Genomic DNA, 20,601 nt, shown 5'->3' with positions numbered 1-20,601 from the left:
AGAATAAGACTTTTTTATGGCAAGAGAACGCAAACTCTGTCGATGATTTTAGCGACAAAGCCTGCATTCATCGGTTACTTACTGTCAACGATGGCCCTTATTTTGCGATGGGTAGGGTGGCTGACCATCATGATTATCGTTATTATTTGGCCCACCTTGCTTAGCACCACTACCCTGTCGGCTATTATTCACTGGCTGGCCGCGCCCATTATTCTCACTGCCATTATTGTGCTGTGGCGAATTACCGTAATCGCTGCGTTCATTATGGCGTTGACTACCTTGCTGCCCACGGAACGGGTTATGGCCATCCTGCGGTTGTGGATGTTGCCAACGCCCCCCGTCCCAATAATAGCCACGGTCATTGCGATCACCAATATGGCCACCACGATGTTCATGCCACCACTGTGGCGGACGCCAATCATAACCATCCCAGTAATAGCCACGGTTGTCCTGATCACCTAGATGTAAGCTGACTCCGGGTATATTGATGTCAAGTGATACGTCTGCCTGTGCAAACGATGGCATTAATGCCAACACCCCAAGTAATAGCAGATATCTTTTCATATACATCCGAATATATTATTTAACAGTTATTAAATTTATATCAGCGAAAATAAAAACCATCTATCAGACAATCCGCTCTTTTCATTTTCATTTCATCTTACTTACGCAATACATACAGTCCTTACAAGTCAGACATTTTCATTTACCACCACTCCTAACATATCTTAACGTTTATCTGACAGTGACATTTATTGTATTGAATTATAATCCCAGCTTAGCCCGATAATAAAAGATGAGACAAATAAAATGCAACGTATAACGTTAATGACAATAGTACTCTTATTAAGCACTACATTATCAGCTTGCTGTATATTCCCACCGCATGGCGGTGGCGGTGGCGGTGGCGGTGGCGGTGGCGGTGGCGGCCCAAGGATGCATTATGACAACCATCAGTTGCGTTAGATTACATCCTAAAAAACAAGTATAAAACTGGCATTCAATAAGAATAGTCTAATTTATTTAGAAAATATATTGAGTGCTAACTTAAGTATTTCATGAAAATATAATCACGCCCAATCTGATTTGGATGCAAAAATTAATTATCACTTAATGATTAATATAGCCCTTACAATTTAATTAAAAAAAATGTTATAGAATGAATGGTGCCACTCCACCGAACATTAGCAGAAACATGACAAATCCTACTCTAGATTAATGCTTTGGCAACGGTTGTAGACTAGACAAACTAAATGCTGAAAATTCCATTGCCAATCAACCCCATTGGTTTCAGTGATCCCACCTTAAGGCTAAGGTAGAAAACAAATAAAGGGAAATGGCCCCAACCTGCGGTCATGATGTGGGCACTTATAAAATAAAATCGATGATTTTCAATGAGGTACAGGCAAGAAAAAGGCCGCTTGCGCGGCCTTTTGTTTGGGGAAATACTTACTCTTTTGGAGTAGCACTCTCTACCCGGCTTTTTAGCTTTTGCCCTGGACGGAAAGTCACCACACGGCGCGCCGTAATAGGAATGTCCTCACCCGTCTTCGGATTACGGCCCGGACGTTGGTTCTTGTCTCGCAGATCAAAATTGCCAAAGCCAGACAGTTTGACCTGTTCGCCATTCTCGAGAGCACGACGTACTTCCTCAAAGAATAACTCAACCAGATCTTTGGCATCACGTTTGCTAAGCCCTAGCTTTTCAAACAGATGTTCTGACATTTCAGCTTTAGTAAGCGCCATAGGTTCAATCCCTCAAGGATGCTTGGAATCGCTGTTTTAACGCCTCTACACATCTTGCAACGGTAGCGGCGATCTCCTCTTCTTCCAGTGTACGTGCGGTATCCTGCAACACCAGACTAATAGCCAGACTCTTATAGCCCTCTGCTACGCCCTTGCCACGGTACACATCAAACAAGTTTACGCCAACTACCTGATTTGCGCCAACTTTCTTACACTCCGCCAAAATATCTTCTGCGGGGACGTTTTCGGCCACCACAACGGCGATGTCACGACGGTTTGCTGGGAAGCGTGAAATCTCGCTGGCCTGAGGCACAGCGCGGTCTGCGAGCTTGTTCCACTGCACTTCAAACACCACAGTCCGACCATTTAGACTCAGCTTACGTTCCAACTCAGGATGAACTACACCAATGAAACCAATGTGTTCCCCTGCTAAATAAATTGCCGCACTCTGCCCTGGATGCAGTGCAGGATGTGCTTGTGCACGGAACTGAACATCAGATAATTTGCCGGTAAGTTCCAGAATTGCTTCCAGATCACCTTTCAAATCATAGAAGTCGATTGGCTGACGCGCCAGATCCCAATGCTCTTCAAAACGGTGGCCAGCAATGACACCGGCTAGCATTACATCCTGTCTAACCCCGAGATCTGCTGTACTATCAGGTACAAAGCGTAACCCACTTTCAAATAAACGCAAGCGAGATTGCTGGCGATTCTGGTTATAAACCACTGCTGACAGTAAACCTGTCAACAATGATAAGCGCATCGCAGACATCTCAATCGAGATAGGGCTTGGCAAAATTAATGCGTCTTGCTGTGGGTGCAGAAGTGCTTGTACTTTCGGGTCAACAAAACTGTAAGTAATTGCTTCCTGATAGCCGCGATCGACTAAAGCGGTTTTTACACGCTTCAATGATAAATCAGCTTCGCGATGTTTGGTCATCACCAAATCAGCTTTGATAGGCACATCCGGGATATTGTTATAACCGTAGATGCGGGCAACTTCTTCCACCAGATCTTCTTCGATTTCCATATCGAAACGCCAGCTTGGCGCTACTGCCCGCCAATCAGAACCGAGTTCAGTCACCTGACAACCGAGCCGGCGCAGAATGTCACTCACCTGCGGTGAAGGGACATGATGACCAATCAACCGATCCAATTTCTCACGGTGTAGCGTGATGGTGGCGCATTTTGGTAATTCTGCGGCCGCGGTCACGTCAATTACCGGCCCCGCTTCACCACCACAGATATCAATTAGCAGACGTGTCGCACGCTCAATCGCTTTATGCTGTAACGCAGGGTCGACACCACGCTCATAGCGGTGAGATGCATCGGTATGCAAACCGTGGCGACGCGCACGACCAGTAATTGATAATGGATTGAAGAAAGCGGATTCCAGCAAGACATTGCGGGTTGCTTCGTTAACACCTGAATGTTCACCACCAAAGATACCGGCCATCGCCAACGGCTTATGCTGATCAGCAATGACCAGCGTATCTGCATTCAATTTGGCTTTTGTGCCATCCAGCAGTGTTAATTCTTCACCTTCAGCCGCCAGGCGAACAATAATCCCGCCTTCAATACGGTCCAGATCAAACGCATGCATTGGCTGGCCTAACTCCAGCAACACAAAGTTAGTAACGTCTACCACCGGATCAATCGAACGAATACCACAGCGGCGCAGTTTCTCTCGCATCCACAATGGTGTTGCAGCCTTAACGTTAATCCCTTTAACTACTCGGCCCAGATAGCGCGGACAAGCCTGCGGAGCTTCTACATGGATTGGGAATGTATCTGAAATGGAAGCCGCAACAGGACTCATATCCGGTTCGATTAATGGCAATTGATTCACAACCGCCACATCGCGCGCGACACCAATAATGCCCAAGCAATCGGCCCGGTTTGGTGTCACACTGATTTCAATGGTTTTATCGTCCAGATGCAGATATTCACGCAGATCGACACCAATAGGCGCATCAGCAGGCAGTTCAATAATACCGTCACTATCTTCTGAAATAGCCAGCTCAGAGAAAGAGCACAGCATGCCTTCTGATGGTTCACCACGCAGTTTAGCAGCTTTGATTTTGAAATCGCCCGGCAGCACAGCACCAACAGTCGCAACAGCGACTTTCAAGCCCTGACGACAGTTCGGTGCACCACACACGATATCCAATAAGCGGTCACCGCCTACATCAATTTTGGTCACCCGCAGTTTATCGGCGTTGGGATGTTGGCCACATTCGACAACATGACCGACAACGACACCATTGAATTCGCCCGCAACCGCATCTACACCATCAACTTCTAAACCGGCCATAGTGATTTGATGGGCCAGGTCATCACTACTAATGGCTGGGTTTACCCATTCGCGTAACCAAAGTTCACTGAATTTCATGAGATATTCCCGCCTTACTTAAACTGTTTGAGGAAACGCAGATCATTTTCGAAGAATGCCCGCAAATCGGTGACGCCGTAACGCAACATAGTTAAGCGTTCCATCCCCATACCGAATGCAAAACCTGAATAAATATCAGGATCAATACCGACGTTTCGCAATACATTTGGATGCACCATGCCGCAACCAAGCACTTCAAGCCATTTACCATTTTTACCCATCACATCCACTTCAGCGGACGGTTCGGTAAACGGAAAATAGGAAGGGCGGAAACGAATTTGCAAATCTTCTTCGAAGAAATTACGCAAGAAGTCATGCAAGGTGCCTTTCAAATTGGTGAAGCTGATATCACGGTCAACAATCAGCCCTTCCATTTGATGGAACATTGGAGTGTGCGTTTGGTCGTAATCATTACGATACACACGGCCCGGCACGATAATTCGAATAGGTGGCTGCTGGGTTTTCATGGTGCGAATTTGCACGCCCGAGGTCTGCGTGCGCAGCAACCGGGTAGCATCAAACCAGAAGGTGTCGTGGTCAGCACGCGCTGGGTGATGAGCCGGAATATTCAATGCATCGAAGTTATGATAGTCATCTTCAATTTCCGGGCCAGACTCAACGGAAAAGCCCAACTCACCAAAGAACGTTTCGATACGATCGATAGTGCGGGTAACCGGATGCAACCCACCATTTTCCATACGACGCCCCGGTAGAGAGACATCAATGGTTTCGGCTGCCAATCGGGCATTCATGACCGCTGATTCCAGCTTGTCCTTGCGTGCATTAAGCGCTTCTTGTACTTCCTGCTTGGCCTGATTAATAACGGCCCCCGCTGCCGGACGCTCTTCAGCTGGCAGCTCGCGCAGTGATGTCATTTGAAGGGTCAAATGGCCTTTTTTACCTAGATATTCGACGCGTACCAAATCCAACGCGGCAACATCTTGGGCATCTTCTACGGCTGCTTTAGCTTTGGCAACCAGCTCTGCGAGATGTGGCATTGTTCTCTCTTCCTCTGGCCAGTATGGCCCGCTTGTAGTTATATCCTTTGTTCTTGAAGCTGCTGGAGTGTTAGCTACGCTCACTCACCCGAATCACTTACCTATGTAAGCTCATCGGGATTTACTCGCTTGCTGCCTACCTGCAACTCCAATAACTTTGGATATATATAATGAGTTAAACCCCGATAACTGAAATAAATTTTTTACACAAAATCAGCAAGATATCACTATTAGTGATATCTGCACTCTAGTCACGGTAAGTGCCGTAGAGTAAAAACAAAAAAGCCTCCACGATGGGAGGCTTAGGCGCTATTTTTCGTTTCTATTCTTACGCGCAAGCCTCCTGAAATCAGGCGCTAAAGTAAAAAAAGAAGCGAAAATTAACTGCGTGTATCATACAAAAAACCTTCTTACCAAGAAGATAAAGATTAAAAGAGGGAGACAAGCTCCCTCTTCAATTCTGACTTACGCCAGAGCTACTTTCGCTTTTTCGACCAGTGCAGAGAATGCCACTTTATCGAATACTGCGATGTCAGCCAGGATCTTACGGTCGATCTCAACAGAAGCCTTTTTCAGACCATTGATGAAACGGCTGTAAGACAGACCATTCTGACGAGCAGCTGCGTTGATACGTGCAATCCACAGTTGGCGGAATTGACGCTTCCGTTGACGGCGGTCACGGTAGGCGTATTGGCCTGCCTTGATTACTGCCTGGAAAGCAACACGATAAACGCGCGAACGGGCACCGTAGTAACCTTTCGCCTGCTTTAATATTTTTTTGTGACGTGCACGAGCTACCACACCACGTTTTACGCGAGCCATTTACTTCTCCTATCGTCTTAATTCAAACCAAAATTACTTATGCGTATGGCAGACATGCTACGACCAAACCTAGATCGTTCTTAGATACCATGCCTTTTGGACGTAAATGACGTTTACGCTTAGTAGCTTTTTTGGTCAAAATATGACGCAGGTTGGCATGCTTACGCTTAAAACCACCGGCACCGGTTTTTTTAAAGCGCTTAGCGGCGCCGCGTACTGTCTTAATTTTTGGCATTGAATATATCCACTTCGCATTGTTAATTACAACGAGCTAGCTAGGCGAACAGACCCCTACTCTGCAAGCAGAAAGAGGCCTATTACTTGAGTGCCTTACTGTCTCTTCTTAGGTGCGAGCACCATGATCATCTGACGGCCTTCGATACGAGTCGGGAAAGACTCCACGACAGCCAAATCAGAATCTTCAGTCAGATCTTTTTTGACACGGTTAAGGACTTCCATGCCGATCTGCTGGTGCGCCATTTCACGCCCACGGAATCGCAGGGTGATTTTGGCTTTATCGCCATCTTCCAGAAAGCGAATCAGGTTGCGTAGTTTGACCTGATAGTCGCCATCATCGGTACCAGGACGGAATTTGATTTCCTTGACCTGTATGACTTTTTGCTTCTTCTTCTGTTCTTTTGTCGACTTGCTCTTCTCATAGAGGAATTTGCCGTAATCCATGATTCGGCAAACCGGCGGCTCGGCATTCGGACTGATTTCTACTAAATCAACACCAGCTTCCTCAGCTTTTTCAAGAGCTTCATTCAGACTGACAATGCCAATCTGCTCACCATCGACGCCTGTTAAGCGAACTTCTGTGGCGCGAATCTCTTTGTTGATGCGATTAGGACGCGCCGGTTGAACTCGTTTTCCGCCTTTAATACTTTATTCCTCCAGTTGATGAAGACTACGGCTGCGAATTTCTGCTAGCAGCTGGCCTACGACCACGTTGACGTCCAAGCTTCCTAAGTCTTTACCACGGCGGGTACGAACGGCAATTTTGCCTGATTCGACCTCTTTATCGCCACAGACCAACATATATGGAACCCGACGCAACGTATGTTCACGAATTTTAAAGCCAATCTTCTCATTTCTCAAGTCCGCTTTTGCCCTAATCCCTGCATCTTGCAGTTTTTTGGTCACTTGTTGGACATAATCAGACTGACTATCGGTGATATTCATCACCACGACTTGTACCGGAGCTAACCACGTTGGGAAGAAGCCTGCATACTCTTCGGTTAAAATACCGATGAAGCGCTCCATTGACCCCAAAATAGCCCGGTGAATCATTACTGGCACCTGACGATCGTTATTTTCGCCGATGTAAGACGCACTTAAGCGGCCCGGTAATGAGAAATCGAGCTGTACGGTACCACACTGCCACGCGCGATCCAAACAATCATGCAAGGTAAACTCAATTTTCGGACCGTAAAACGCTCCCTCACCCGGCTGATAATCAAATGGAATACCATTTTCAGTCAGCGCAGCGGCCAAATCATCTTCGGCACGGGTCCACAGATCATCACTCCCAATCCGTTTTTCAGGGCGGGTAGACAGCTTAACCACAATTTTCTCGAAGCCAAAAGTGCTGTACATGTCGTACACCATCTTGATACAGCTATTCACTTCATCGCGAACCTGCTCTTCGGTACAGAAAATGTGTGCATCATCCTGAGTGAAACCACGGACACGCATTAAACCATGCAGTGCGCCTGAAGGCTCATTACGGTGGCAGCTACCGAACTCAGCCATACGCAATGGCAAGTCACGGTATGATTTCAACCCTTGGTTGAAAATCTGCACGTGCCCTGGGCAGTTCATTGGTTTGATGCAATACTCGCGGTTTTCAGACGATGTGGTGAACATATGCTCAGCATAGTTTTCCCAATGTCCGGTCTTTTCCCACAGTACGCGGTCCATCATAAACGGCCCTTTCACTTCCTGATACTGGTACTCTTTGAGCTTGGTCCGCACAAAAGTTTCCAGTTCACGGAAGATAGTCCAACCGTCGTTATGCCAGAACACCATACCTGGTGCTTCTTCCTGCATGTGGTAAAGGTCCAATTGCTTACCAATCTTACGATGGTCGCGTTTGCCCGCTTCTTCCAGACGTTGCAGATAAGCATTTAGTTGCTTCTTATCACCCCAAGCCGTGCCATAAATACGTTGCAGCATTTTATTTTTGCTATCGCCACGCCAATAAGCACCGGATGTTTTCTGCAATTTAAAGTGATGGCAGAAACGCATATTCGGTACGTGCGGGCCACGACACATATCAACGTATTCTTCATGGTGATACAAACCAGGATGATCATCGCGGCTAATATTCTCATCGAGAATCGCCACTTTATAATCTTCACCACGAGCAGCAAAAGTGTCGCGGGCTTCTTGCCAACTGACTTTCTTCTTGATTACATCGTAATCTTTATCGGCAAGTTCATGCATCCGCTTCTCCAGCAGATCCAGATCTTCCTGCGTCAAGGTGCGGTCGATATCTACATCGTAATAGAAACCGTTGTCGATAACCGGGCCGATGGCCATTTTGGTATCAGGCCAAAGTTGCTTGATTGCGTGCCCCAATAAGTGTGCACAAGAGTGGCGGAGAATCTCCAGACCTTCAGCATCTTTGGTGGTGATAATAGCCAGTTGGGCATCAGATTCGATCAAGTCTCTGGCATCGACCAGTTCGCCATTAACTCGACCAGCAATACAGGCTTTTGCCAAACCAGGGCCGATATCCAAGGCAACATCGAGAGCAGAAACGGCGTGATCGAAATGACGCTGACTGCCGTCAGGAAGGGTAATAACGGGCATTCTAATTCCTTATCTACAGTGGTGACCCACACGACAGATCACATGCAAAAGTCTAATACTATTTAAAATCAATATGTTATAAACGCTATCCGACTTTACTTTGCCTGATATATACACTCATATGTACACAACTTGTTTTGCACATAGGGTGTGACGCTATAACGGACGAACCATACTAACATCCTCATTATTGGTTTATCCACTCAGAATGATTTCTTTATCAGGCATCCCTGCCCCGTTAAAGAGTGATAATTATCTGATAATTGGTCACTTCACTCAGCGATGTTGCTGTCGACGTTACCCTCGGCGAATTTGCCATATTGCGACTAAAGAACTGATTAGGGCATGACAAAAACGCGTAGACTACATCGAATCGGGGAACGACCAGCCACACTAGCAACGGCTATCACAGTTAAGGGCAACATCATGCTACGTATCGAAGTGACAATAGATAAGCTTAATATCAATAAATTCCCGGCAGGATACACCGACGCACTCACTGAAGAGTTGGATAAGCGGCTTGGGAGGAAATTTGACGATATTGATGTGAAAGTAAGGTTTGCGGGCGCTGATGGTCTATCAGTTCTAGGTGGTGCGCCAGATGATAAGAAAGCAGTAGAAGAGATTTTACAAGAAACATGGGAAAGTGCTGATGATTGGTTTCAGCCTTAAGCCAGCATCCCTGAAGAGTGATGAATAGACCGGGCAATTACGTCCAGTTTTTGTATTTAGAATGGCAGTTCAATCCGCTCCTGGCATGATCGACCCAATGCCAATAAAGAGGGTGTAGCTCCGCAATCGGTCGTCACGGATAGAATAATACCTAGCGAATAATCTATTAATACTACAGCCAAACGGTGATAATGATCACCGACAAAGTTATCAAGCTCAAACTGCTCTACGATCACTATAATATCAATACCGTACAACTGAGGGTCAACTAGTGCAGCGACAACCTGTTACATCTTCCAGAATTCTGTCGATTGGTTATGATCCTGAAAATCGCATGCTGGAGATACAATTTCGCGAACAAGGGATTTATCAATATCTTGGCGTCCCGGAGCGCGTTCATCAGAATTTTATGTCCGTGGTTTCGAAAGGTCGTTTTTTTGATGGCGTGATTAAGGGTAAGTTTTTGTGTCGGAAAATTGGCTAATTAAAAAAATAACCAATTAAAACAGTCAACTAAATAAATCTGAAACGGTCGCTTCAATGATAAATCTGTGCAGAGAAGCCTACCGTTTTAGAAATCATCTTTCCGCTCCACAGATTATCCCATCAAGTAGCGCCATAAATAGGATATGGGTACCACAAACAATAGCGCGGGCAGGAAATTCACCACCGCGAATATTTTAATTTGTGCAATACGTAACCCCACTGCAATCATAATAATCCCACCGCAGGCGGAAAAATCAGCAAAGGCAATATCATCCATATACGGCATGATGAGTTTAGCCAACAAAACCAATGCAATTTGGATCAACAATTGCGGCACAGCAATAGCCACCAGCGCGATACCGAGCGAGATGGAGAATATCAGCGCGGTGAAGAAGTCCATTAACGCTTTGACAAATAGCAGTTGAAAATCACCAGTAATGCCTTCAGTCAACGAACCGACAACGCCCAGTCCACTAGCACAAAACAGCACAATCATCGCGGTGAAACTCTGCGCAAACTCCTGAGGCGGCAATGTACTGCGTGATGGAATAACTCGTTCCAACATTATACGGGTTTTATTTGCCCCCCATTTTACCCCTTGCTCAAGGGATAATAACTCCCCTACGGCTGTCCCGATAATCAACGCCAAAATAACCGCTGGCATAAAATGTACTTTTACCACCATCACAATACCGATGGAGATAGAAGCTAGCGCAAACGTAGCCGGTAACCCTTCCTGTAAACGCTTAGGGACATGACGCGCGAGTAATACGCCAACTATCCCCCCCAGGATAATGCCTGCACTGTTAATAAATGGGCCAACCATACCGTGCTCCCAATGACTAAAACGCGTTCTGCTGATAAAAAATGTGTCTGTTTTAGAATTAGGGATTTCGATAATAGCTAAAGACAAACAACGGAGATGAGGGCTATCCCGACCACTGGAATACCCCATACAGACAAATTATATGTTACGGTGTCACAAACCCCAATTCCTGCGAAATACGCTGGGCCGTAGCCAGAATAGGTTTAATCAGGGTTTTTACCCCCACCTGTTGCAGTTTGGCTGTGGGCAGGGAAACTGAAACGGAGTACGGTACCCGTTGCTGAATATCAAAAACAGGAGCCGCCACACAAGATACACCTAGCTCATTCTCTTCACGATCCATCGCCAGCCCTGCTTGACGAATATCTGCCAGTTCCTGGTACATTTTGGGTAATTCGGTGATGGTATTGTGCGTCAGCGGCTGAATCTCATGCTGATGGCTCTGCCAATAATCATCTGGATAGTCACTTTTACCGTACGCCATAAATATCTTACCCATCGCCGAGCAGTACAGTGGCATATGCTGCCCGATATAAGCGCGGGTGCGCATCATGCCGGTGGTAGGTTCTAACTTATAAATCAGGATAACGTGGTCATCTTCGCGGGTTGAAAAATTGACTGTCTCACCAAGTTCAAGATTGAGTTGTTCTAAATGTGGGGCCGCGACATGGATAATATTCAGTGATGACAGTGCTTTTTGGCCAATTGAGATGAACTTGGTTGTCAGCCGATAACTGCCTGGAGAAGGCGCCTGAGTGACATAGCCACAGGTATGTAGCCCCTGCAATAACCGATGAACGGTACTTTTGTTCATCCCGGCCAATTCAGATAAATGCGCCAATGGGCAGCCATTAGGGTAATTACTTAATATCTCAATCAGTTGCAGCCCGCGGAACAGACTTTGGCTGCCTAACGGCTTATCTTTCTTGTCATCTGTGAGTGTAAGGGCCATAGACGATATCCTTGTTGTTTAGCATGAAATGGTACTCCAAAGCCGCAGTCTGTGTGAAGCACGAAACAGTGTTTCGTTATCATCCCTGGCGCCGTATCTCGCAACATTTATCCAACATAAGAAGTGCGTAGTTCGTCACATTTCCATAAACAAATAAATAACTGCTTGTTTTTTATAGCAACTTAATTCATCACTTCTTTTGCTTTAGCGAAGATATCAGCATATTATTTTTGAAATCAGATTTCGTACATTGAAATGTAAAGTCTAGTTTATGCTCGATAACCACTAAATCGCGAATGCTTTCACTCAAGACATTCACCGGATAAGGGGCGTCACACTGATGAATACCACTGAATTGGGCCAACCCATTCTCTCGATGCGCCATATCATCAAAGGATTTGGCGGCAATATTGCGGTCAACGATGTCAGTCTTGATGTTATGCCGGGCGAAGTACTGGCATTGCTCGGCGAAAACGGCGCAGGAAAATCTACTCTAATCAAAGTATTGGCGGGCGTCTACCCACGGGACAGTGGCGATATCCTGTTCCAGGGGAATAACATACGTTCTGCCGCAGAAATTAAAAGTGATACTCGTCAGCCTATTGCTTTTATCCATCAGGATTTAGGGCTAATTGACTGGATGACCGTTGCCGAAAATATGGCGTTGGTGATGGGGTTTCCGCGGCGATTCGGTCTGATTAATTGGTCCGCTATTCGCCAGCAAGCCCGTCGGGCTTTGCAGGATATCGGCATTGACCTCTCACCTGATGCGCGCGTGTTTGAACTGTCGCGCACTGAAAAGTCATTATTGGCCATTGCCCGCGCCGTTGCGGTTAATGCCGAACTACTGGTGTTGGATGAGCCGACCGCCTCTCTACCCGCCAACGATGTCCGCCATTTATTTGAAGTGATTAACCGCCTGAGGGATAAACATGTTGGCATGATTTATGTCACTCATCGTTTGGATGAAGTGATTGAAATTGCCGACCGGGTGTGTGTGATGCGCGATGGGCGCTATGTTGCGGGTGGGAATACCGCCGATTACTCATTGCGTGATCTGGTGCAAATGATTGTTGGTGAAGCCATGGGCGACTCCCAGCGTGAACCGTTACCTGAAGCCAGTAAACCTGTATTACAGCTTAACGCGGTGGTGGTAGGTGAGATTGGCCCGGTTACTTTCAGCCTGCAACCAGGCGAAATGCTGGCACTAGCGGGGCTAAGAGGGGCGGGCCAAGAAGAGTTAGGCCGCCTGCTATTTGGTTTACGCCATTGTGATCAGGGTGAAATTATTTTCCGCGACCGCCCCTATACCGCCGCCTCACCGCAGCAAGCTATGGCAGCAGGTGTTTCCCTGGTGGCCGGTGATCGCACCGGTGAAAGTCTGGTGATGTCGATGTCGGTGCGCGAAAACCTATTCATTAACCCAATTGCCAGCGGTCACAAATTACTTTCCCGTTATAGCACCCGCAGCGAAATGGGGGAAAGTTGGTGGAAAGTGCAGTTATTCGATGTCCGACCTAAAGACGTCAATATCGATATCAGCGCCCTTTCCGGCGGTAACCAACAAAAAGTGGTTATGGCACGCTGGATGCACCTGGGCGCACCATTACTGATCCTTGAAGATCCCACCGCCGGCGTGGATGTTGGTGCACGTGCTGAGATTTATCACTTATTAAACAAATCATTAGCAGAAGGTGTGGCGGTTTTGGTGATTTCCAATGATTTAGAGGAGATCGCGCATATCTGTAATCGGGCATTGGTGTTTAACCGTGGCGAAGTGGTTGGTGAACTGCGTAACCAGCAGGTCTCGTTCGCTAATTTATTGGAGTTGGCGTCTGCCAGCACCGGGGAAGTTATATCCGTTTAAAACAGTGACCTGTGCTAATGGTTACATCGCCCCTCGCGGTGTCATTGTGGTGCTCAGGTTTCGGAGAGTGTTATGTCTAAAACATCCATAAAATCGACAGCGCTTGAACAACGAGTCAGCCTGAGTGAACACGGTTTCGGTGCCTGGTCCATGCAGGCCATGACGCGCTACGGCTTACTATTATTGTGTATTTTATTGGTGCTGGTGTTCTCACTGACCACCCCGTCGTTTGCTTCCATGCTCACTTTGCAAGCTATTTTGTCCAGTAAATCAAAAATTGCTTTGCTGGCACTGGCCGCCACTATTCCGATGATTGTCGGCAAGATCGATTTAAACGTCGGTTTCGGTATTGTGCTCTGGCACATTCTGGCGATAACCCTGCAAGTGCAATACGGTTTTTCCTGGCAGGCTGCCGTCATAACCGTATTGATAATTTCAGCACTTTACGGGCTATTAAACGGCATATTGGTGGCATTAGCCGACATTGATAGTTTTGTGGCGACCTTAGGCTCCGGCACCGTGCTTTACGCCATCGCGTTATGGCACTCAGGTGGCCGTCAGATAGTCGGTGATCTTCCTGATGCTTTTATTGCGCTGCACCATACCGAGATATTCGGCATTCCTATTGTTGCATTCTATGTATTGATTATCGCTGTGGTGCTGTGGCTCATTACCGAACATACCCCGCTTGGCCGCTGTATGTATGCCGTGGGTGGGAATCCCGCAGCCGCTCGGCTTAACGGGATTTCGGTCAACCGTTTTACTGTCGGCGCATTTATCACCTCCAGCGTGTTGACAGGATTCAGTGGTGTGCTCATCGCCTCGGAGCAAGGGGTTGGCCAGGCCAGTGTCGGTATGGACTATCTGTTACCGGCACTGGTCGGTGCCTTCCTCGGCAGTACTACCATCCGCCCAGGCCGGGTCAATGTGTGGGGAACGGTAGTAGGGATTGCGATTCTGGCAATTGGTATTGCAGGTATTCAGCAATTCGGTGGCGAGTTCTGGGTTGAACCCTTGTTTAACGGTGCCACATTGCTGCTTTCCATCACCTTAGCCGGTTATGCCCAACGGCGCAGATTATTGAATCAAAAAGCCGTCAAGCCCAGCCAAACGCCGGGCAACACTAAAAAAGCTACAAATTCTTAACCTCACCAAGGAACAGAATATGAAACGCAATTTGATACTACAGGGCTTACTTTTTACCACGGTATTTGCCACTGCATTACCCGGCTGGGCTGACAGCTATCTTGATGAAGCCAAGGCCGCAGTCAGTAAGGCTACATCAACGGTGACTGAATGGGATGGCCCCACCAGTGGCCCAGCACTGCAACCCAATAAGCATATTATTTTTATTGCTTCTGATATGAAAAACGGCGGCGTGCAAGGAGTACAAGAAGGCTTATCACAAGCGGCCAAAGCCGCTGGCTGGAAGCTGGAAACGCTTGATGGCGGAGGCTCGGTTAAAGATCAGTTATCATCATTAAATCAGGCGATTGCACAAAAACCTGACGGTATTGTTATCGGTGGTTGGAATCCCAATGTCGCGAAAATACCACTCAAAAAAGCCATTGCACAAGGTATTGTGCTGACCGCCTGGCATGCCGTCCCAGAGCCGGGTCCGGTGAAGAATTACAATATTTTTTATAATGTTACCTCCGACTCCAATGATGTAGCCCGTATTGCTGCACTGTATGCCGTAGCAAAATCAGAAGGTCAGGCCAAGGTCCTGATTTTCACTGATTCGCTGTATCAAATCGCGTTGGACAAAGCCAATGTGATGAAACAAACCATTGAGAAATGTACCGGATGCCAGGTGATTGAATTTATTGATACCCCGTTGGCAGATACCGCCAACCGTATGCCAGCAATGACCTTCAGCCTGTTACAAAAATACGGTGATAACTTCCAATACGCTTTAGCAATTAACGACCTCTACTTTGATTTTATGGCCCCTGCCCTGAAAACGGCGGGTAAAGGTGGCAACAACGCGCCTTACAATATTTCGGCGGGGGATGGCTCTATTTCTGCCTATCAACGCATCCGCTCTGGCGACAGCCAGTCAGCTACGGTGCCGGAGCCGTTGAAACTGCATGGCTGGCAACTACTGGATGAATTTAACCGTGCATTCGCCAAACAGCCCCCCTCTGGCTACGTGACTCCTGCTCATTTGGTTACCCGCGACAACATAAGCAGCGACGGGGGTGATAAACAGATGTTTGACCCACAGAACGATTATCAGGGTCACTATAAAGCTATTTGGGGCGTGAAATAAGTCAGGCGTAAATACGCCGTCGGAGGCAGCAACCATGACCATGTTAACGCTGGCTGAGACAGGTATCGGTGAATTATCGGCGGTGTTGGCCGCCGATAGCCCACTGGAATGTTTATGCTCCCCGGCTATCTGGGCGGAAGGGCCGGTCTGGTTACCACAAGAAAATGCCGTGGTATTCAGTGATGTAAAAGGGAACCGGATGTTTCGCTGGTGTCGCGACGGCGAACTCAGCCTCTACCGGTCACCGTCCAACTTTGCTAATGGTAATGCCCGTATGGCTAATGGCTCGATTGTCAGTTGTGAGCATGGCCGACGCGGTATCAGCCAGACTGATATACAAGGCAATATCACGCTATTGGTTGATCGTATCGACGGCAAGCGTTTTAACTCGCCCAACGACATTGTAGTGAAATCAGACGGTACCTTATGGTTTACCGATCCGCCTTATGGCATTACCGGCGACGACGAGGGCTATAAATCAGAAAGTCAGGTTATTGGCTGCTACTTGTACTGTTTCGATCCTAAAGATAGCGCACTACGTATCGCGGCCTGTGACTTACAGCGCCCAAACGGGCTGGCTTTTTCGCCAGATGAACAACTGCTGTATGTGGCGGATATGTCAATTGTCGATTTCCCCACCCTCGGCCGGCGGCAGTTGCGGGTTTACCCCGTAATTGGGTTACAACTGGGTGATGGCCGTATTTTTGCAGAAATATCACCGGGCTTCCCTGATGGATTCTGTGTCGATCATGCGGGCAATCTATTTTGCAGTTGTGCGGATGGTGTGCTGGTTTTTACCCCACAAGCAACATTACTGGGTAAGATTTCAGTTCCTGAGCGGGTATCAAATTGCACTTTCGGCGGACCGAACGGTGATGAACTTTATATCACTGCCGGTACTTCACTGTATCGCATCAGAGTGAATACTTATGGCTGAGAAAAACCCATAACCCAGCCCCCTATCCATGCCGGATTCATCCGGCATTTACCCTCGTAACCCCATAATAAAACAGGATTATCCTGCGCACGGCCACGTCGTATCTGTGCGCTGCACAGCCTGAATAATCAACAAAATGAGGTAGTGATCACATTTTGACTAAAAACAATATAACCAATTGTTTTTAAAAAATATTTAACTACGGTGCTGCTTTGACTTCACTTCTGTGGAGGTATAGCATTAATTTGAAATGTGATTCCGCATATTGAAATTTAGCGCATCAAAAAAATACACTTCAATTTTTAAATTATTCAGGGGAGCGCGCAATGAGAGTCAGTTACCAGCAGTTAAAGGCAGAGTTTAAACGGGTACTATTGGCGCGAAAAGTGAGTGAAGTTACCGCTGATGCTTGTGCCGAGATGTTTGCGCAATCCACTGAATACGGTGTTTATTCCCACGGCGTAAATCGATTCCCACGTTTTATTCAACAATTGGAAGCCGGTGATATCGTGCCTGATGCTATTCCAACCAAGGCATTAGCACTCGGGGCTATCGAGCAATGGGATGCTCATCAGGCTATTGGCAATTTAACCGCCAAACAAATGATGGATCGTGCCATGGTATTAGCGGATCAGCATGGTATTGGGGTGGTGGCCTTGCGCAATGCTAACCATTGGATGCGCGGTGGTGCCTACGGCTGGCAAGCGGCAGAACAAGGTTATATTGGCATCTGCTGGACAAACTCAATTGCTGTAATGCCGCCGTGGGGAGCCAAAGAGTGCCGTATCGGCACCAATCCTCTGATCATTGCCGTTCCCGGTGAAACCATCACTATGGTCGATATGTCTATGTCGATGTTCTCTTATGGCATGCTGGAAGTTAACCGATTGGCGGGCAATACATTGCCCGTGGATGGTGGTTTCGATAATGACGGCAATCTCACGCGGGATCCGGCCATTATTGAGGAAAACCGGCGCATTCTGCCAATGGGCTATTGGAAAGGTTCTGGTTTATCCATTGTGCTGGATATGATTGCCACCCTGCTCTCTGGCGGTTTATCCGTTGCCGAAGTCACGCAAGACAAATCAGATGAATTCTGTATCTCACAAGTGTTTATTGCCATTGAAATCGATCGTCTGATTGATGGCAAAACTCGCGATGAAAAATTAAAACGCATTTGTGATTATGTCACTCAAGCTGAGCGCGATAACCCTGATGTCGCTATTCGTCTACCAGGGCATAAATTCCCTCGCATTAAAGCGGAAAATCAGCGCGATGGTATTCCCATTAATGACCAGGTTTGGAAAAAAATCTTAGCAATGTAATTAAAATCAATAAAATTCAGTTGGATACTTATTTTCATCTTGAAGGAGAATTAAGGGCCGTGAGTCCTTAAAATATTTAGCCAATGGATTAACCTCGAGAGTTAAAATAAATATTCAGCGGAATAATCTCGGATGAAAATTAATCATCATTAAATTTAAACATTAATAATAAATAGGAAAGACGTCTCTTTATATAAATATACTTGATATTTATATCACTAGCTGTCGCCTCCTTATTGGCACTGTTGCTGCCCAAAATAGACAAAAAAGCTGACCGGAGGCTGAAATGGAATATTGGTTGGGTATCGATTGTGGCGGCACCTTTATTAAAGCGGGTCTGTATGACCGAGACGGTAACGAATGCGGGATCGCACGGCAAAATTTAGCCATTATCAGCCCCCAGCCGGGATGGGCTGAGCGCGATATGACTGTGCTATGGCAGGCAATGAGTGCGGTGATTCGCCAACTGTTAGCCCGCCACACGATTCCCTCCAGCAATATTCAGGGCGTGGGCATTTCCGCTCAAGGTAAGGGACTGTTTTTACTTGATAAAAAAGGTGATCCATTAGGCAATGCCATATTATCCTCTGACCAACGGGCGCTGTCATTGGTTAAACAGTGGCAGCGAGATGGCATCCCACAAATGCTCTACCCAATCACCCGCCAAACGTTGTGGACCGGACACCCAGTGTCCTTGCTGCGCTGGTTGAAAGAACATCAACCCGGCCGTTATGAGCAGATTGGCAGCATTCTGATGGCCCACGACTATTTGCGTTACTGCCTGACCGACCAATTAGGTTGCGAAGAGACCAATATCTCAGAATCTAATCTCTATCCGATGGCCGAAGGTGGCTATCAACCCGCACTGGCACAACTGCTAGGTATCCCTGAAGTTATGGCGGCCCTGCCACCGATTGTGGCTTCGGCACAAATTGTCGGCACCATCACTCAGGCTGCCGCCAATGCCACCGGTCTGCCGGTTGGCCTCCCCGTTGTCGGCGGTTTGTTTGATGTGGTCTCTACCGCCCTCTGTGCTGGCCTGAAGGATGAAAGCCGATTAAATGCAGTGATGGGGACCTGGTCGGTGACCTCGGGAATCACCGACCAGCTTAAAGCTGATGTTGAATATCCCTTCGTTTATGGCCGTTATGCCGAAGCAGGTAAATATATTGTGCATGAAGCCAGCCCGACCTCTGCGGCCAATCTGGAGTGGTTTACCCACCAATGGTTTGGTGCTGAGGGCGGGAAAACAGACTACCAACAGCTTAATCAATGGGTAGCACAGTTACCCAAAGCAGGTAGCCAGCTACTGTTTGTGCCGTTTTTATATGGCTCCAACGCTGGATTAGGAATGTGTGCCGGATTTTATGGCATGCAATCTTTCCACCAGCGCCAACATCTGGTGCAAGCCATCTACGAAGGGGTGGTATTCAGCCATATGACCCACCTCAACCGAATGCTGAAACGTTTTTCGTCCGTCAGCGCACTACGGATTACCGGCGGACCGGCTCAATCACGGCAATGGATGCAGATGTTTGCCGACATCAGCGGGTTACCGGTAGAGCTGCCGCAAGTTGAGGAGACTGGCTGCCTGGGCGCATCACTGGCGGCAATGGTCGGCACGGGGCGCTTTGTCGATTTCAGTGATGCTCAGCAGGCCTTAACCCCGCAACTGCATACTCTGCAACCCGATCAGCACGCCCGACAGGCATATCAGGATAAATATCTCCGCTATCAGGCTCTGGTTGCTGCTCTTGGCACTTTGCAATGAGCTTCTATTGCTCAGGCAAGGTTGCGGCACCGACTCTATTTAGGACATTGATACTATGACAACTCAGCACCTCAGGCCGCAATTACAACTCGCACTGGACCATACCCGGCTTGATGCCGCACTGGCGACCACCGCGTTGCTGCACCGCCATGTCGATATCATCGAGGCCGGTACCATCCTGTGTATCAGTGAAGGTATTCAGGCAGTCAAAACTCTACGTCAACGGTATCCACAACATACGCTGGTTGCTGATCTTAAAGTGGCTGACGCGGGTGCCACACTGGCGCAGCAAGCATTTTCTGCTGGCGCAAACTGGATGACGGTGATTTGCGCAGCCCCTCTCGCCACCATGGCAGCCGCATTGGAGGTGGCAAAGCAACATGATGGCGATATCCAGATAGAACTGTTTGGTCACTGGACGCTAAATGACGCTAAAAACTGGCGTGACTTAGGGTTAACTCAAGCCATTTATCATCGTGGCCGCGATGCTCAAGCCTGCGGACAAAGCTGGAGTCAGGCTGATCTAGAGAGGATGCAGGCACTGTCCGACTTAGGAATCGAACTGTCGGTTACCGGCGGTATCACTCCTGCTGATTTGCCCCTCTTCCACACCATTGCGGTACGTGCCTTTATTGTCGGCCGTGCACTGTCTGAAGCCGAACATCCCGTAGCTACCGCCACCGCGTTTCACCATGCCATTGACGCTATTTGGGGGAAATAA

General features: G+C 47.6%; 20 protein-coding genes and 1 other annotated feature. Of the genes, 10 read left to right on the top strand and 10 right to left on the bottom strand.

What is annotated here, in order from left to right:
- Nucleotides 1-84 precede the first annotated feature (84 nt).
- A complete protein-coding gene (locus V1956_RS12470) occupies nucleotides 85-564 on the bottom strand; it encodes a DUF2502 domain-containing protein (protein WP_442825175.1) in 480 nt (159 codons plus the stop codon).
- Between the two features lie 246 nt (nucleotides 565-810).
- Here V1956_RS12470 and V1956_RS12465 point away from each other — a divergent pair, with 246 nt between their 5' ends.
- Nucleotides 811-966: a hypothetical protein gene (locus V1956_RS12465; RefSeq protein ID WP_442825174.1), complete on the top strand. Its 156-nt coding sequence runs from the start codon at nucleotides 811-813 to the stop codon at nucleotides 964-966.
- Nucleotides 967-1,449: 483 nt separating this feature from the next.
- Here the strand turns inward: V1956_RS12465 and ihfA are convergent, their stop codons facing one another.
- The 7 genes from ihfA to thrS all read right to left on the bottom strand — a co-directional run bounded on the left by ihfA (nucleotide 1,450) and on the right by thrS (nucleotide 8,772).
- Entirely contained in the window at nucleotides 1,450-1,746 is a 297-nt protein-coding gene (ihfA, locus tag V1956_RS12460) for an integration host factor subunit alpha (RefSeq protein ID WP_002211830.1), read from the bottom strand.
- Between the two features lie 4 nt (nucleotides 1,747-1,750).
- Nucleotides 1,751-4,138 (bottom strand): phenylalanine--tRNA ligase subunit beta, encoded by a 2,388-nt coding sequence (gene pheT, locus V1956_RS12455; protein ID WP_372559146.1) that lies wholly within the window; start codon nucleotides 4,136-4,138, stop codon nucleotides 1,751-1,753.
- A gap of 14 nt (nucleotides 4,139-4,152) precedes the next feature.
- On the bottom strand, nucleotides 4,153-5,136 hold the full coding sequence (gene pheS, locus V1956_RS12450; protein ID WP_083158696.1) for a phenylalanine--tRNA ligase subunit alpha: 984 nt from the start codon (nucleotides 5,134-5,136) through the stop codon (nucleotides 4,153-4,155).
- A 275-nt stretch (nucleotides 5,137-5,411) separates the two neighbouring features.
- Nucleotides 5,412-5,534, bottom strand: a sequence feature (Phe leader region).
- Between the two features lie 67 nt (nucleotides 5,535-5,601).
- Complete coding sequence (rplT, locus tag V1956_RS12445) at nucleotides 5,602-5,958, bottom strand: 50S ribosomal protein L20 (protein ID WP_004706556.1); 357 nt, start codon at nucleotides 5,956-5,958, stop codon at nucleotides 5,602-5,604.
- A gap of 37 nt (nucleotides 5,959-5,995) precedes the next feature.
- Nucleotides 5,996-6,193, bottom strand: a complete 198-nt coding sequence (gene rpmI, locus V1956_RS12440; RefSeq protein ID WP_004713020.1) for a 50S ribosomal protein L35 — start codon at nucleotides 6,191-6,193, stop codon at nucleotides 5,996-5,998.
- Nucleotides 6,194-6,288: 95 nt separating this feature from the next.
- On the bottom strand, nucleotides 6,289-6,840 hold the full coding sequence (gene infC, locus V1956_RS12435; protein WP_011816226.1) for a translation initiation factor IF-3: 552 nt from the start codon (nucleotides 6,838-6,840) through the stop codon (nucleotides 6,289-6,291).
- Nucleotides 6,841-6,843: 3 nt separating this feature from the next.
- A complete protein-coding gene (thrS, locus tag V1956_RS12430; RefSeq protein ID WP_442825173.1) occupies nucleotides 6,844-8,772 on the bottom strand; it encodes a threonine--tRNA ligase in 1,929 nt (642 codons plus the stop codon).
- Between the two features lie 426 nt (nucleotides 8,773-9,198).
- On the opposite strand from thrS, the gene V1956_RS12425 reads away from it, so the two are divergent.
- Nucleotides 9,199-9,444: a DinI-like family protein gene (locus V1956_RS12425; protein WP_372559148.1), complete on the top strand. Its 246-nt coding sequence runs from the start codon at nucleotides 9,199-9,201 to the stop codon at nucleotides 9,442-9,444.
- Between the two features lie 271 nt (nucleotides 9,445-9,715).
- Nucleotides 9,716-9,928: a KTSC domain-containing protein gene (locus V1956_RS12420; protein ID WP_005161573.1), complete on the top strand. Its 213-nt coding sequence runs from the start codon at nucleotides 9,716-9,718 to the stop codon at nucleotides 9,926-9,928.
- Between the two features lie 114 nt (nucleotides 9,929-10,042).
- Here V1956_RS12420 and V1956_RS12415 read toward each other — a convergent pair whose 3' ends face one another.
- Together V1956_RS12415 and V1956_RS12410 are read right to left on the bottom strand one after the other, a co-directional pair.
- On the bottom strand, nucleotides 10,043-10,756 hold the full coding sequence (locus V1956_RS12415; RefSeq protein ID WP_083163605.1) for a DUF554 domain-containing protein: 714 nt from the start codon (nucleotides 10,754-10,756) through the stop codon (nucleotides 10,043-10,045).
- 145 nt (nucleotides 10,757-10,901) lie between these two features.
- Entirely contained in the window at nucleotides 10,902-11,708 is an 807-nt protein-coding gene (locus tag V1956_RS12410) for an IclR family transcriptional regulator (RefSeq protein ID WP_372559149.1), read from the bottom strand.
- A 340-nt stretch (nucleotides 11,709-12,048) separates the two neighbouring features.
- Here V1956_RS12410 and V1956_RS12405 point away from each other — a divergent pair, with 340 nt between their 5' ends.
- The 7 genes from V1956_RS12405 to ulaD all read left to right on the top strand — a co-directional run bounded on the left by V1956_RS12405 (nucleotide 12,049) and on the right by ulaD (nucleotide 20,601).
- Complete coding sequence (locus tag V1956_RS12405; RefSeq protein ID WP_442825172.1) at nucleotides 12,049-13,575, top strand: sugar ABC transporter ATP-binding protein; 1,527 nt, start codon at nucleotides 12,049-12,051, stop codon at nucleotides 13,573-13,575.
- Nucleotides 13,576-13,647: 72 nt separating this feature from the next.
- The gene (locus V1956_RS12400) at nucleotides 13,648-14,721 is read left to right on the top strand and encodes an ABC transporter permease (RefSeq protein ID WP_372559151.1); all 1,074 of its coding nucleotides are present in this window, start codon (nucleotides 13,648-13,650) and stop codon (nucleotides 14,719-14,721) included.
- A gap of 19 nt (nucleotides 14,722-14,740) precedes the next feature.
- A complete protein-coding gene (locus V1956_RS12395; RefSeq protein WP_420071740.1) occupies nucleotides 14,741-15,847 on the top strand; it encodes an ABC transporter substrate-binding protein in 1,107 nt (368 codons plus the stop codon).
- A 34-nt stretch (nucleotides 15,848-15,881) separates the two neighbouring features.
- Nucleotides 15,882-16,784: an SMP-30/gluconolactonase/LRE family protein gene (locus tag V1956_RS12390; protein ID WP_442825171.1), complete on the top strand. Its 903-nt coding sequence runs from the start codon at nucleotides 15,882-15,884 to the stop codon at nucleotides 16,782-16,784.
- 326 nt (nucleotides 16,785-17,110) lie between these two features.
- Nucleotides 17,111-18,109, top strand: a complete 999-nt coding sequence (gene yiaK / locus V1956_RS12385; RefSeq protein WP_420075557.1) for a 3-dehydro-L-gulonate 2-dehydrogenase — start codon at nucleotides 17,111-17,113, stop codon at nucleotides 18,107-18,109.
- A gap of 286 nt (nucleotides 18,110-18,395) precedes the next feature.
- Nucleotides 18,396-19,880 carry an FGGY-family carbohydrate kinase gene (locus tag V1956_RS12380; RefSeq protein WP_420074814.1) on the top strand — a complete coding sequence of 495 codons (1,485 nt, stop codon included), beginning with the start codon at nucleotides 18,396-18,398 and terminating at the stop codon, nucleotides 19,878-19,880.
- Nucleotides 19,881-19,935: 55 nt separating this feature from the next.
- Nucleotides 19,936-20,601, top strand: coding sequence for a 3-keto-L-gulonate-6-phosphate decarboxylase UlaD (gene ulaD, locus V1956_RS12375; protein WP_420071692.1), 666 nt, complete (start codon nucleotides 19,936-19,938; stop codon nucleotides 20,599-20,601).

Source organism: Yersinia sp. 2540 StPb PI (assembly GCF_052217165.1).
Classification (GTDB): domain Bacteria; phylum Pseudomonadota; class Gammaproteobacteria; order Enterobacterales; family Enterobacteriaceae; genus Yersinia; species Yersinia enterocolitica_E.
The sequence above is the reverse complement of the archived record's forward strand: the minus strand, read 5'-3'. Positions and strand labels throughout refer to the sequence as shown.